The organism is Streptomyces broussonetiae (assembly GCF_009796285.1).
GTDB lineage: Bacteria > Actinomycetota > Actinomycetes > Streptomycetales > Streptomycetaceae > Streptomyces > Streptomyces broussonetiae.
In genome coordinates, this window is sequence record NZ_CP047020.1 from 86,047 (window position 1) to 99,665 (window position 13,619).

Annotated in this window: 12 protein-coding genes; 6 read left to right on the forward strand and 6 right to left on the reverse strand. The window is 67.8% G+C overall.

All coding sequences use genetic code 11. The features are described 5' to 3' along the window. The first annotated feature begins 33 nt into the window (after positions 1 to 33). Positions 34 to 255: a hypothetical protein gene (locus GQF42_RS00470; RefSeq protein ID WP_158916692.1), complete on the forward strand. Its 222-nt coding sequence runs from the start codon at positions 34 to 36 to the stop codon at positions 253 to 255. 105 nt (positions 256 to 360) lie between these two features. Then, positions 361 to 1,128: a hypothetical protein gene (locus tag GQF42_RS00475; RefSeq protein WP_233273143.1), complete on the forward strand. Its 768-nt coding sequence runs from the start codon at positions 361 to 363 to the stop codon at positions 1,126 to 1,128. A gap of 34 nt (positions 1,129 to 1,162) precedes the next feature. Here GQF42_RS00475 and GQF42_RS00480 read toward each other — a convergent pair whose 3' ends face one another. Continuing rightward, a complete protein-coding gene (locus tag GQF42_RS00480) occupies positions 1,163 to 2,776 on the reverse strand; it encodes an IS1182 family transposase (RefSeq protein WP_233273144.1) in 1,614 nt (537 codons plus the stop codon). Between the two features lie 170 nt (positions 2,777 to 2,946). Between GQF42_RS00480 and GQF42_RS00485 the strand changes: the two genes are divergently transcribed. Then, positions 2,947 to 4,355, forward strand: a protein-coding gene (locus GQF42_RS00485) for an IS3 family transposase (protein WP_407699472.1) whose coding sequence is annotated in 2 segments (ribosomal slippage) — positions 2,947 to 3,313 and positions 3,313 to 4,355 — 1,410 coding nt in all. Because the reading frame shifts where the segments join, the coding sequence is not laid out codon by codon here. Positions 4,356 to 4,449: 94 nt separating this feature from the next. Here the strand turns inward: GQF42_RS00485 and GQF42_RS00490 are convergent. From GQF42_RS00490 to GQF42_RS00500, 3 genes are all read right to left on the reverse strand, one after another. Further along, the gene (locus GQF42_RS00490; protein WP_158916694.1) at positions 4,450 to 5,859 is read right to left on the reverse strand and encodes an IS701 family transposase; all 1,410 of its coding nucleotides are present in this window, start codon (positions 5,857 to 5,859) and stop codon (positions 4,450 to 4,452) included. Positions 5,860 to 6,393: 534 nt separating this feature from the next. Further along, the gene (locus GQF42_RS00495) at positions 6,394 to 7,635 is read right to left on the reverse strand and encodes an IS256 family transposase (protein WP_067049883.1); all 1,242 of its coding nucleotides are present in this window, start codon (positions 7,633 to 7,635) and stop codon (positions 6,394 to 6,396) included. Between the two features lie 196 nt (positions 7,636 to 7,831). Continuing rightward, on the reverse strand, positions 7,832 to 8,458 hold the full coding sequence (locus GQF42_RS00500; RefSeq protein WP_158916696.1) for a DUF2461 family protein: 627 nt from the start codon (positions 8,456 to 8,458) through the stop codon (positions 7,832 to 7,834). A gap of 349 nt (positions 8,459 to 8,807) precedes the next feature. Between GQF42_RS00500 and GQF42_RS00505 the strand changes: the two genes are divergently transcribed. From GQF42_RS00505 to GQF42_RS00515, 3 genes are all read left to right on the forward strand, one after another. Beyond that, positions 8,808 to 10,217, forward strand: a complete 1,410-nt coding sequence (locus GQF42_RS00505; protein WP_158916698.1) for an IS701 family transposase — start codon at positions 8,808 to 8,810, stop codon at positions 10,215 to 10,217. 102 nt (positions 10,218 to 10,319) lie between these two features. Next, positions 10,320 to 10,562, forward strand: coding sequence for a hypothetical protein (locus tag GQF42_RS00510; protein ID WP_158916700.1), 243 nt, complete (start codon positions 10,320 to 10,322; stop codon positions 10,560 to 10,562). Positions 10,563 to 10,793: 231 nt separating this feature from the next. Then, entirely contained in the window at positions 10,794 to 11,345 is a 552-nt protein-coding gene (locus GQF42_RS00515; RefSeq protein WP_233273137.1) for a lytic transglycosylase domain-containing protein, read from the forward strand. Positions 11,346 to 11,439: 94 nt separating this feature from the next. Here the strand turns inward: GQF42_RS00515 and GQF42_RS45330 are convergent, their stop codons facing one another. Beyond that, the gene (locus GQF42_RS45330; RefSeq protein WP_233273147.1) at positions 11,440 to 12,279 is read right to left on the reverse strand and encodes a tetratricopeptide repeat protein; all 840 of its coding nucleotides are present in this window, start codon (positions 12,277 to 12,279) and stop codon (positions 11,440 to 11,442) included. After that, a complete protein-coding gene (locus GQF42_RS45335; protein ID WP_233273858.1) occupies positions 12,276 to 13,097 on the reverse strand; it encodes a hypothetical protein in 822 nt (273 codons plus the stop codon). The genes GQF42_RS45330 and GQF42_RS45335 overlap by 4 nt, the downstream gene beginning before the upstream one ends. Positions 13,098 to 13,619 lie beyond the last annotated feature (522 nt).

Consider the following 13,619-nt stretch of genomic DNA (forward strand, 5'->3'; position numbering starts at 1 on the left):
ATATCTGATCATTTCGGGGCGTCTCACCCGACGATGTCAGAGACGGCCGTCTTCGCCGGCGCGAACAACTTCACGACCGACGAGGCACGCGGAACACTCACTTCCTTCGATAGCACGGTCAACTGCCCGGCAGATGAATCGGTAAGCACCGTCACTGACGGCTGGCAGCGCACGCCGTGGTGCTTTAAAGGTCTCTACTACGTGCCGATCTACCAGACGCTCCAGGACATGAACTGGACCCTCGTCACCAGTTGACATCACGGCGGAGGCGGAGCACGCCCCCGCCTCCTTCTTCTCTTCGGTTCCGCCATGGCAGGCTTGGCGTCAGCCATCCGCCGGAAGACTACGGAGTATGCGACCGTGCCCTTGAAGAACCTCCGCCGTTTCCGCTGGATGATCTGGGCCGGTGCCGGGTTGGTCTGTCTAGCGGCAGCCGTGACCGTCTGGATGGCTCGGGACAACGTCCACACTGACGACGGGCCTATAGACAGCGACGTATTCGTAAGCAACCACGGGCGCACCCTCACCACCGTCACATCCTGGATGGACTGCGAGGACAAACCCGATCTCCAAGCTCACGAGTCCGCCCACGGCATCGCGCTGACAGAAAAGCGCAAATGGCATGGTCAGCGTCGGTCCAGTGATTCGTGCCACAACCCGCATGGCGGCCTGATCAGCACCTCCCTCGACAAGCCCGTGGGAGACAGGAAAATCACCGATGGTGTCACTGGCGAGGGCATCACTACCTTCGACGACACGCACTTCCCCTACCCCCGATATCTGCCGTCCGGCTTCGCGCCTGCGGATAAGGCCATCGGCCCCAATAACTCCCTAGGGCTGCCGAACCCGGTGAGTAGCAAAGCCACATGGACCTACACTTACCAGCGCAACCCGGGCAAGGGAGGGCAGGTCGGCGCCCTGAGTATCACGGCGGACGCTGGCGAGACCACACCCACACAGGGGACTCCGATGTCCTTCAGCGGTCATGCCGGCCGACTTCAGAAGACGTCAGACCCGTCGTGGACGGCAGTGTGGACCCAGAACGGATACACCATCACCGTCTGGACCGACGACCCGTCCATGACTGACGCCGAGTTCCTGCGAATTACGCAGAGCATGAGGAACTAACTTGACTCTGTCGGGGATCTAGTAGCCGCCGAGGTCAACTACCCAGGGTGCGCCAGGACTTCAGACGAGGGATCTCGCGTTGGTCGAGGTAGTTCTGGAAGGCAGTCGGCTGGCGGGGCGTGGGGGCTTCCTCGGCCGGTGCCAGTCCGCTGAGGCGCTCGATGTTGACGGCGATGGCCGTCAGGACGTGCTGGATGTGGGCCTTTGCCTGTCCTCGGTAGCGGCAGCGTCGCATGCCGTGTCCGTGGGCGAACTTGTTGACCGTGCCCTCCACTCCGGAGCGGACCGCGTAGCGGGCCTTCCACTCAGGCGTCTGCTGTTCGGCGCGGACGCGGAGTTGCAGGTCGCGGAGTTCGCGCGGGGGAAAGCCCACGGTGCGGGCGCTGTCGGCGGTGCTGGTGCACTGGGCGCGAGTCGGGCAGGGGCGGCACTGGCTCTTGGTGAACCGTGCCACGATCAAAGGGGCCGCGGTGGGCGAGGAGGTCGGGTAGGGGCCGTGCCAGCCCGCGCTGACCTGCCCCTGCGGGCAGGTGACCTGCTGACGATCGAAGTCGATATGGAAGTCGTCCCGGGCGAAGCCCTCGTCTCGGCGGTGCTGACGGGTGGGGTTGCTCTTCAGTGGCCCGGAGACGGTGACCTGGTGTTCACGGGCGGCTTGTTCCAGGTGGGGCAGGGAGGTGTAGCCGGCGTCGACCAGGTGCTCGGCGGGAAGCAGCCCGCGTCGGGCGAGGCGGGTGTGGATGCCGGGCAGGACCTGGCTGTCGTGGGTGGTGGCCGCGGTGGTGGCGACATCCGTGATCACGTTGGGGCCGTCAGGAGCGCAGGTTTCGGTCAGATGGGCGGCGAACCCCTTCCAGCTGATGATGTGTCCGTGCCGTGCGTAGCGGGCGGAGGAGTCGTAGGGCGAGACGATTGCCCTCGACGAGGGCGGCAGCCCGGGTCCGCCTTCCTTCTCCGCGGTGCGCCAGCGCAGGTGTCCTGCGGCATCCCGGTGGTAGTTCTGCACCATGATCTGGCGCAGGGCCTGGACACGGGGACCGGGCATGCGGTCCGCTCCGCGACGGTGGAGGTGTTCCAGGAGCCGGGCGGCGTCGTTTCCGGTGGCAAGGATTCTGGCCTTGGGCTTGGTGGGGTTCTTGCCCAGGCGGACCGGCCGACCGTAGCGGTGCCCCCAGTCCTCATCGACCAGCTCGTCGAGCAGGTGCGGGGACGTGCCGGCGACTTCTTCGAGTGCGGCGCGGACCGCTTCGGTGATCAGCTCCAGGCGAGTTAGATCACGCACCGCGGCCAGGACGTGGGTGGAGTCGGTGCGCTGTGTGGTGCGCTCGCGCACCAGCCCGGCCTCTTTCAGCCGGGCCAGCGCGAGGTCCAGGAGGCGGTCAGCACGGCCGTCCTCAGCGAGACGGTCGCGGAAGTCTGCCAGCACACTGTGGTGAAAGCCGGGATCGTCCAGCTCCATGGCCAGGGCGTACTTGAAGTCGATGCGGCAGCGGACCGCCTCGACGGCCTGCCGGTCCGACAGGCCGAGCAGGAACTGCAGCACACAGACGGTGGCCAGTTGAGCAGGCGAAAGCCCGGGACGTCCGTCCCTGGGGTACCAGTCCGTGAAGTCCTCGTCGCACCACAGCCCGTCGAGGCGGTCCCTCACCCATATCGCCGTCGTGCCGCCCGGGTTGCTCGCCCGCGCCACCTGCGCGGTCAGAGGCGGGACTCGCTCACCGGAACGGGGGCGCAGGGACAACCGTCTCTGACATCGTCGGGTGAGACGCCCCGAAATGATCAGATATTGTGGGCGGGTACGACAGGAGCACCTCCCGCATGACCAGCACCAAGCCCTCCGGGCAAGATCCCGCGCCAAAGCCGAAGCGCCGCCGTTTCACCCCCGAGTACAAGCTGCGCATCGTCGCCGAATACGACGCGGCCCCCACCGGGGACAAAGGCGCGGTCCTGCGCCGGGAGCGGCTGTACCACTCCCACATCATCGAGTGGCGCCAGGCCAGGGACGCCGGCGCGCTGGAGAGGCTGACCGACCACCGCACCAGCCCCGCACGGCCGAAGAAGCACCCTGCCGAGGCGGAGAACGACAAGCTTCGGCGGCAGGTGGAGCGGCTGGAGAAGGAGGTCGCGAAGCGGGACGCCGCACTGGAGGTGCTGGGAAAAACACACGCGCTCTTGGAAGCACTCTCCAAGAGCGCGGACTGAAGGACGCCCTGGAGCCGCTTCTCCACGAGGCCGTCGATCGCCTGGCCCCGCACGTGGGCATCGTGGCCGCGTGCCGCCTGACCGGCCGTTCCCGAGCCACCCACCACCGGCGGCTGAACCCCCTCCCGGCCAGGCCCAGAGCCCCACGTCCCGCGCCGGTCAACGCCCTGACACCGGCCGAGCGGCAGGCCGTGCTGGCGTTGATGAACCGGCCCGAATACGTGGACCTGCCGCCCGCGCAGATCTACGCACGTGAGCTGGACGAGGGCCGCTACCACTGTTCCGAGCGCACCATGTACCGGATCCTGAAGGAGGCCGGGCAAGACGGTGAACGCCGCCGTCAGGCCACCCACCCGCCCCGCACGGTCCCCGAGCTCGTGGCCGACGGCCCATCCGAGGTGTGGAGTTGGGACATCACGCATCTGGCGGGTCCGGCGAAGGGCGTCTGGTTTCACGGGTACGTGATCCTGGACATCTACTCCCGCTACGTTGTCGGCCACACCGTCGAGGCGGCCGAATCCGCCGCCCGTGCCGAGGAGTTGATCCGTGAGGCGATCGACCGCAACGGCATCGTGCCGCACACCGTGCACGCCGACCGCGGCACCTCGATGACCAGCAAGCAAGTCTCCCAGATGCTCCTCGATCTCGGCGTGACCCGCAGCCACTCCAGGCCCAGAGTCAGCAACGACAACCCGTTCAGCGAGAGCCAGTTCCGCACCACGAAATACCAGCCCGACTACCCAGAACGCTTCGATTCCCTCACCCACGCACGGGAGTGGATGGAGGCGTTCATCTCGCACTACAACCACGTCCACCGGCATTCCGGGATCGGCTACCACACCCCCGCCAGTGTCCACTTCGGCACCGCCGAACTCGTCCGCGAGCAACGGGCGGCCACCCTCATCACCGCCTACGAGCAGCACCCCGAACGCTTCAACAGCCGGCCGGTGCCGCCGAAGATTCCCCAACAGGCGTGGATCAACGACCCCGCCCGACGACGCGAACCACAGCAACACAGTTCATAGCCGCACATTCGTTTCATTTGACTTGACAGCTACCGCAACGGGCACCTCGACAGCTGCATCGGTCGGCGGAAATACCCGAGGATCCCCGACAGAGTCAATGCCGTGTCCGGTGGTGACCGCGTCGATCAGCGCCTGGAGCTCGGAGGGTGGGTCGGCGTCCGTCCAGGCTCGCCACCATCGGTTGAGGGTGATGGCGGGGGTGAGCCAGGAACGGATGGCTCGTAAGGCCTTGGGCCAGCAGGGCGGTTGGGACCGGTGGGGTTCGGCTGGGCCCCCTCTCTGGCCCCTCGTCGGGGCACGGGTCCGGCGCGGTGGCATCCAGGGGTCCGGGTGGGGCGAACCATTGGTCCCAGCAGAAGGAGAAGGCGCAGTTGACCAGGGTCTGGTGGCGGCGGATGGCGCGGTCGGAGCGGACTTGGAAGTCGGCCCAGCCGAGGTCGTCCTTGATCTGTTTGTAGCTCTGCTCGATCCACGGCCGCAGTCCGTAGAGGCGGACGATCTCGGCGAGGTCGGCGGGCGGGTGCGGGCTGGTGGTGGCGTGGGGTGCGTCGGGGTGGGGCAGGTTGGTGGCCAGGTACCAGGTGGCTTTCTCCGGCAGGCTGGCCGGGTCGGTGGTGGCCACGACCAGTCGGCAGGGTGAGTCGGGTCCGTAGCCGCCCAGGCGGGCGTCGGCGGCCCACCAGGTCTCGGTGTGCCCGTCGCCGAAGTGACGCTCAACGGGTGTCCAGTCGCCTGGGCGCTTGGCATTCGTCCAGGTCAGGGCATGTGCGGCTTCGATGGGGGTGTGCGGCTGGTCGGCCCGGGCCCAGGTGCCGCGGTGTGGCTTGAGGGCCACCACGTAGGCCAGGCCGGCCTCGCGCAGCGCGAGATACCAGTCGTCACTGACGGAGTAGGCACAGTCGGCGACCACCGCCCGGCAGCCGAAGCCCGCCTCCTTCCCCCGAACCGCGAGGGCAGCAGCCAGCTGCGGTTTCGTACGGAAAGCCGGATCCGAGCGGCCGCGGTCGAAGTGGTGGGCAGGGGTGTAGGGAGTCGCGTGCAGCGGGTAATACACGCGGCCGTCGGTCCACACCGTGGTCACCGTGACGATGCCGTTGTCCGTCTTGCCCAACCGGCCCAGCCACTGCCTGCCCACATGCGCGGTCGCCGTACCGTCCTTGCGGTCCCCGGAATCGTCGATCACGATGACCCCACCGTCATGCGGAGCCGTCGCCGGCTCCTCGCGCAGCAGTTCAAGCCGCCGGTCGTTGACCTGCTCGACCTCCCAAGGCGACTCGGACAGGAAGAACTGCAGCCCCTGCACCCCCGGCATCCCCGCACCCGCCACCGGCTCCGCCCCCGCCAGGCAGGTGAGCGTCTTGTTCCGCTCCCGCGGCGCCAACAGCCCGGTCAGGTACTCGCGAAACCCCCGCCGCTGGGCCAGCCTGAAGAAGAGGTCGTCGAACCGGGCCGCGTACTCCTCCAACGGCCCCGGCGCAGGCGGACACGGACGGCGAGCAGTCATCTTCAGCCCCCAGCAAGGCAGTTGACTCCTCCCACCGGCCTACGACCAACCCGACCTGACGTCAACCCACACCAGCACCGGATTCAACGAACTACCGGTAACCCTGGAGTGGACTCGCTTGCCATGGAAGGCAAGGCCGCACGCGGCTCGCGCAGCCAGCGACAGCCCATCCGTCCACCAGCAGGTCGCGTCCCGCGAGGTGGTGAACCTCCGGTGCCCGGCTCGCGATGATCTCTTCGTTTCCGCAGCCCGCGAAATGGCCCCGTGAGGCACCGGGAGTGCCACAGCCGGTCGAAGTAGCGGGCGTGACCTGCGAGTTCCGGTGCATCGATCGGCTACACCACCTGGCGGACGCCATCCACCGGCACCGCTACCCCGAGTGACTGAGACCCTCCGCAACCTCGATCGGCCTCATCCGCCAGGCCGGCTGGACGAACATCACCGCTGCCACCGACCACTACCGGTCATGAGGCGACCACGCACTCCAACTCCTCGATCTTGAAACGGTTGTGTCCCTTGTCGTGGTGTAGCCGATCAATCGGCGGTTGTGTTGGTGGTGTTGGGTAGCTCGGGGGCGCTTTCGGGGAGCTCGGCGGGGTAGATCTGGTCCATGCTGCCCTCGGGGAGATAGCGGCGGGGGAAGGCGATCCACTCGTCGTGCATCTCGAAGAGCACGGCGGTGACCAGCCGCAGCAGCGCGTCGTCGTTGGGGAAGACCTGGACGACATCGATGCGACGCTTGATCTCTCGGTTGACCCGCTCCAGCGGGTTCGTGGACTGGATCTTCTTCCAATGTCGTTCGGGGAAGGCTGCGAATGCCGTCAGGTCGTCCTTGGCTTCCAGGAGCATCTGTTTGACCTGCGGGAACTGCGCGCCGAGCATGTCGGCGACCGTGTCGAGCTGGCGGCGAACGGCGGCCTGGTCGGGCTGGGCGAAGATGGTGCGGATGGTGGCGGCGACCATCTCGGCGGCGTCCTTGGGGATCACGCCGAAGACGTTGCGCAGGAAGTGCACCCTGCACCGCTGGTAGGCCGCACCGATGATCACCTTGCGGATCGCCTTGACCAGGCCCGAGTGGTGGTCGCCGAGCACGAGCCGGACCCCGTTCAGGCCGCGTTCGCGCAAGGAGCGAAGGAACTGGGTCCAGAACACCTCGGTCTCGCTGTCGCCGACCATCACTCCCAGCACCTCGCGGCCGCCGTCCTCGGTGATACCGGTGGCGATCACCACGGCCCGGGAGACGATCTGGTGGGCGACCCTGGCCTTGCAGTACGTCGCATCCAGATACATGTAGGGGAAGCGGACATGGTCCAGCGACCGGGTGCGGAACGCGGTCAGCTGGGTGTCCAGGTCGGCACAGATCCGCGAGACCTCGCTCTTGGAGATCCCGCTGTCCGCACCGAGGGCCTTGACCAGCTCGTCGACCGAGCGGGTGGACACCCCGTGGACGTACGCCTCCATCACGACGGCGAACAGGGCCTGGTCGATGCGCCGGCGGCGCTCCAGCAGGCTGGGGAAGAAGCTGCCCGAGCGCAGCTTGGGTATGCCCAGGTCCAGGTCGCCGGCCTGCGTGGTCAGTGTCTTGTCCCGGTGCCCGTTGCGCAGCGCGGTGCGGGTGTCGGTGTGTTCGTTCCACTCCGCGCCGATCCTCGCGCTCGCCTCGGCCTCGATCAATTCCTGGAGCATCCGCTCGGCCACCGAACGGACGAGTTCGAGCCCGTCCGCCGAACGTAGTGACTCCAGCAGGCGGAGTAGGTCAGACTGAGACAGGGCCACCGTGCACCTCCCGGGTTGAACTGGCCGTTCACCAAGGAGAGTTGCAGGTGGCCCGCCTGCTGGGCAGGGAGCGGAATCCCCATCACCACACGCCCCGGGGCGTACGCCCTAGCCTTGATCGGCTACACCACAAAGTGGGACGCCATCCTTGAAACTTGAGAACGCATCAGCCCTGACCCGAGACCGGCGATGGGCCTCAAGCGGCGACGTGGTCGGTCAGCCAGCTGAGCAGTGGTCTGAGTTCCTCGTATATGGCCAGCACGCGGTCGACGACCTCCGGCGTCTGCAGCCATTCGTCACAGCCGAGGTATCGCACGGCGAGCAGCGATCGGTGACGCAGCAACGCTGCTCGAGGATGGTCGGTGGGGTACTCCCGGGGCGCACGCTTCAGAAGGTCCCCGGTGATCTCGAACCCCTTGCCACGTAGGTCCGCCACCACATTGCCCAATACGGAACCGCTTGCCTCAGCGGCGACAGCCGCCCTGAACCTGCTGATCTGATCTGAGTCGGCGTACCACCATGCACCCTGCACTTGCAGGCCGTCCAGATTGAAGCGCAGCCCGATCTCGACGTTCCGGGCGATGCGTGCCATAGCAGACTGGTTCTGCCACCACCATGGTGTCTTCCCGTACCGCCAGACAGAATGGTCCTCGAAAGCGGGATCCGCCCATGCCAAGTCATGGAGCAGCGAGACCATCGGTTGCCGCACGAGACGTTCGCGATCCTTGCGGACCTCGCGCATCACCTCTTGTGACGGCTCACCTTCAAGACGCAACAACACGTCGAACGCTGACTCGTTCCAACCGGCGAACGTTCTTGGCATATCTGTCAACTCTAGCCCTATGATCTTTCCATGTCGCCAAGTCTCCATGGGGTGGGCACCAGGATTCGTGGCGCACGCAGGATGCGATGCTACGCAACCGGGGTGGTTCAACATGTAGTCCTGCAACGGACACGGGCGGCGCGCAGTCATCGCCGACCTCCAGCACTCGACGGAATCCCGTTCCTCCCCGCACGCCCGCCGCATACGCCCGTCAAGCACAACTACCGCCGAGTTTAACGAACTACCTGTAACGGTAGTTCGTTAAATCCGGCGGTGGTGTGGATTGACGTCAGGTCGGGTTGGTCGTAGGCCGGTGGGAGGAGTCAACTGCCTTGCTGGGGGGCTGAAGATGACTGCTCGCCGTCCGTGTCCGCCTGCGCCGGGGCCGTTGGAGGACTACGCGGCCCGGTTCGACGACCTCTTCTTCAGTCTCGCCCAGCGGCGGGGGTTTCGCGAGTACCTGACCGGGCTGCTGGTGCCGCGGGAGCGGAACAAGACGATCACCTGTCTGGCCGGGGCGGAGCCGGTGGCGGGTGCGGGGATGCCGGGGGTGCAGCGGCTGCAGTTCTTCCTGTCCGAGTCGCCCTGGGAGGTCGAGCAGGTCAACGACCGGCGGCTCGAGCTGCTGCGTGAGGAGCCGGCGACTGCTCCGCACGGTGGTGGGGTCATCGTGATCGACGATTCCGGGGACCGCAAGGACGGCATGGCCACCGCGCACGTGGGCAGGCAGTGGCTGGGCCGGTTGGGCAAGACGGACAACGGCATCGTCACGGTGACCACGGTGTGGACCGACGGCCGCGTGTATTACCCGCTGCACGCGACTCCCTACACCCCTGCCCACCACTTCGACCGCGGCCGCTCGGATCCGTCCTTCCGCACCAAGCCGCAGCTGGCTGCTGCCCTCGCGGCCCGCGGGAAGGAGGCGGGCTTCGGCTGCCGGGCGGTGGTCGCCGACTGCGCCTACTCCGTCAGTGACGACTGGTACCTCGCGCTGCGCGAGGCCGGCCTGCCCTACGTAGTAGCCCTCAAGCCGCGCAACGGTGTCTGGGCCCCGGCCCACGAGCCGCACACTCCCATCGAAGCCGCACACGCCCTGACCTGGAAGGATGCCAGGCGTCCCGGCGACTGGACAGTTGTGGAGCGTCACTTCCGCGACGGGCACACCGAGACCTGGTGGGCCGCCGACGCCCGCCTGGGCGGCTACGGACCCGACTCACCCTGCCGACTGGTCGTGGCCACCACCGACCCGGCCAGCCTGCCGGAGAAAGCCACCTGGTACCTGGCCACCAACCTGCCCCACCCCGACGCACCCCACGCCACCACCAGCCCGCACCCGCCGGCCGACCTCGCCGAGATCATCCGCCTCTACGGACTGCGGCCCTGGATCGAGCAGAGCTACAAACAGATCAAGGACGAACTCGGCTGGGCCGACTTCCAAGTCCGCTCCGACCGCGCTATCCGCCGCCACCAGACCCTGGTCAACTGCGCCTTCTCCTTCTGCTGGGACCAATGGTTCGCCCCACCGGGACCCCTGGACGCCACCGCGCCCGACCCGTGCCCCGACGAGGGCCCAGAGAGGGGGCCCAGCCATACCCCTCCAGCCCCAACCGCCCTGCTGGCCAAGGGCCTTACGGGCCATCCGCTCCTGGCTCACCCCCGCCATCACCCTCACCCGATGGTGGCGAGCCTGGACGGACACCGACCCACCCTGCGAACTCCAGGCGCTGATCGACGCGGTCACCACAGGACACGGCATTGACCTCTACCTCCGGATTTAACGAACTACCGGTAATGCACTTGTCCCGGGTTGATGTCGGCACGCGGCACTACATGCGCGATGGTGGTGTCTCGGGCGCCGGGCATGACGGTCGTCACCATGCCCATCGAGGCCTTGATCATCCCCTCGGCGATGACCTTCAGGTCCGGCGGCATCCCCACACGCATCTCCCCTGCGGAATGTGACGTCCACGGTCACTCAAGGATTCCGTTCTACCGCATCGTGATCACCAAGGCCCAGCTCGTTCTGCGCCACGCCCTGCTCGTGGGCGGCGGAGGCCGGTTCCTCCATGTGGCAAAGCCCACAGACGCTCGCTCGATTGCGTGATCTTGCAACTGACGTGGAGCCCAATGCGTCCCACCCGTCATCGGCACCGGATGGACGACTGGACGGACTGGGCACATGCAAGACCACCAAGCCGGCGTGACGGACAGCGGCCAGGGATGGCGGCAAGGTCAGCCCGCACGCCCCTCCTGGGGGGTGTCGTCGCCCGCCACGGAGTACCGCGCTTCTCAGACGGAGATAGCACCCAGGCGCTCCGGCCGCCGAGGGTGTCTGGTGGGCCTGGCCCTCGGAGCCGTACTCGTCGCCGCCTTCCTCGGCGCCGTCTGGTGGCTGACCCGGCCGCCCGCACTGCCCACTATCCCCACTCAGTATCTGGCGACCGTTCAGTCGGCCACCAAGACCTGCCCGGAGCTGAGCGTTCCGATGCTGGCCGCGCAACTCGACGCGGAGAGCCACTGGAACCCTCAGGCGGACTCTGGCAAAGCCCAGGGCATCGCGCAGTTCTCCCCGTCGACCTGGGCGGAGTGGGGCAAGGACTACACCGGCGACGGCAAGGCCGACGTGTGGAACCCAGCCGACGCCATCCCGGCCCAGGCCGCCTACATGTGCCATCTGCTCAAGGAGGTCAAGGGCATCCCCGGCGACCCCACCCAGCTCGCGCTCGCCGCCTACAACGCGGGTTCCCGCCCGGTCCTCAAGGCCCAGGGCATCCCACAGATCCCCGAGACGCAGAACTACGTCAACCGGATCGAGGCGCTGATCCCGAAGTACACCCAGACCTACGCCAAGCAGATCAGCGCGTCGCCCAGCCCTCCGCGCAACTGACGACCACACAGTTACTAGCGCCAAGCGAAACATCGGCAGGTGCCGTCGCCGCCGGCGTCCTGGGGCAGTCGTCGATTTGCCCGGTGCGGGGGAGTCAAAGCCAGGGGGGAGTGGGCGAACCGTCCGGATCCAGTCCGTACAGCCACCTCTTCTCTATGTCGAGGGCAAGTTGGCTGGCGTCGGCGCCCTCCCGGTCCCCGGCCATGGCCTGGATCCGCGCATGGTGAGCCAGGTAGACCCAGAGGCCAGCGTCGGCTGCCTCTCGGTAGAGGGTCTCGGCGCCCGCCAGGTCCCCGACCCTCTCCCGCATCAGCGCCAGGCTGGCCAGGGCAGTGACGTCACCGCCGTCGGCGGCCTGCCGGTAGAGGGTTTCGGCGCTCGCCAGATCCCCGGCCCTCTCCCGCGTCAGCGCCAAGTCGGCCAAGGCACCGGCGTCGCCAGCGTCGGCGGCCTGACGGGCCAGGATTTCGGCACTCTCCCGGTCCCCAGCCCGCTCCCGCATCCGCACCAGATAGGCCAGGCCGCTGGGAAGGCCGATGTCGGCGGCCTGCCGGTAGAGGGTTTCGGCGCCCTCCCCGTCCCCAGCCTGGTCCCGCATCCACGCCAGGTTCAACAGCGAATCCGGATGGCCGCCGTCGGCAGCCTCCCGGTAGAGGGTTTCGGCGCCCTCCCTGTCCCCGGCCTGGTCCCGCATCCACGCCAGGTTGAACAGGGCTTCTGGGTGGCTGGCATCGGCGGCTTTACGCCAGAGGTGATAGGCCCATTGCAGGCGGTGCCTGTCGCCGGCTGCGGTGGCGAGATTGCCGAGGTCGTCGGGTTGAGTGAGATGGGTATGGGCGGCGTGCCAGAAGGAGGCGGGCGGACAGAGTCTGCGGCGCGTGGTGCGGCCGTGCTGTTCGAGGTAGTCGGCGAGGCGGAAGACCGGTCCTGTCACCGGGACGTATGTCGCTGCCGGTGCCGGAGTGCCCGGGGGGGGCGGCGCGAGGAGCGCGTGTTGGTGCGGCGCAGGGGCGCTTGTTTGCCGTGGACGGGGTGGGCGAGGTCGGCGAAGGCGGCTTCGGCCCAGTCTTCGGTGAGCTGGTCGTAGTCATGGTCGCTGAGGTAGTCGGCGGCGGCGTCGGTGAGGAAGGATTGTGGGAGGTGGAGTCCGACGCCGAGGCGGCGGGCGTCCATCGCAGCTTCCAGCAGGGCTTTGGTGGGCGGGGTGCCGTGTTCGTAGCGGCGCAGGAGTTCGGGGGCGCCGGCGAGGTCCTGGGCAAGGCGTCCGTGTGCGTGGGCGCGGGTGAGGGCGTCCGCCATGAACCGGTCGCCGCCTTGGGCGAGCGCGGTGGCGGCGTGCAGCGCTTCGCGGTCGAAGGTGTCGGGGACGGTGAGGGTGCGTCCGGTCAGAATTTCGCGAACCCTGCTGTGCGGGTCGGGGTCGCCGGGCAGGGGCAGGGCGGTGTACGTGTCGGCGTACTCGGGCCACAGGGTGCCCAGGACCAGGACCGGACCGCGGTCTGGGTGGGTGAGGAGGGTGTGGAGGGCAGCCGCGATGCGCTCGCCGGCCTGGGGGTGACCGAGGTAGTGCTGGGCCTCGTTCAGCCACACCACCGTGCGGGGCGCCACGCGGTCGAGGTCGGCGAGCGCGGCCTCGGCCCGGGTCGGATCGTGCGGATGCCACAGCCGCCACCCCTCGGCGGCAAGCGGGTGGACGGCCTCCCAGCACGCCCGCGTCTTGCCGGTCGAGGACGCCCCGACAAGGACCAGCATCCGGCTGCAACCTCGCGCAGCCTCGCAAACTGCCCCAGCCAGGACTTGGTCGTGGGCGCGCCGCACATAGCCGGGCAGTGCCTGCTGGGACCGGCCACCGGAGCCAGCAGCGACGGCGGCAGTTCCGGCGGGATGGACTTCCAAGTCGTGAGGATCCCACTGCCCGATCGGCTTGCCCGGCCCCTCTTCCCTCGCGGGCGCACGATCAGCCTCATCGGCCGCAGTCCGCCGAAGCTGGAGCAACTCCTCATCGGGCAGGCCCAGTTTGCGGGCCAGCGTCGCGACCGTCGCGGCAGACGGAACAGGCCCACCGGGATGGAAAGCCGCTTGAACAGTGGTGCGGCCCAGTCCCGTTCGGCGGGCGAGCACGGTCTTGGTCAGCCCCTCGTGGGCCAGAGAGTCTTCCAGGCGCTTGCGCAGCTCGGTGAGCGCCGCCTCGCGCTCATCGTGTTTCCCAGCCACCTGGACCCCCGTCCCATGTGTTCAACGCTGTTCATCTTCGTCCGGCCGGACCACGATGAA

Bases quoted from the DNA above. Each gene is read 5' to 3' on its own strand.
- GQF42_RS45335 (WP_233273858.1), bottom strand. From the start codon at position 13,097: ATGCTGGTCCTTGTCGGGGCGTCCTCGACCGGCAAGACGCGGGCGTGC.
- GQF42_RS00500 (WP_158916696.1), bottom strand. From the start codon at position 8,458: ATGCCAAGAACGTTCGCCGGTTGGAACGAGTCAGCGTTCGACGTGTTG.
- GQF42_RS00470 (WP_158916692.1), top strand. From the start codon at position 34: ATGTCAGAGACGGCCGTCTTCGCCGGCGCGAACAACTTCACGACCGAC.
- GQF42_RS00510 (WP_158916700.1), top strand. From the start codon at position 10,320: ATGACGGTCGTCACCATGCCCATCGAGGCCTTGATCATCCCCTCGGCG.
- GQF42_RS00505 (WP_158916698.1), top strand. From the start codon at position 8,808: ATGACTGCTCGCCGTCCGTGTCCGCCTGCGCCGGGGCCGTTGGAGGAC.
- GQF42_RS00490 (WP_158916694.1), bottom strand. From the start codon at position 5,859: ATGACTGCTCGCCGTCCGTGTCCGCCTGCGCCGGGGCCGTTGGAGGAG.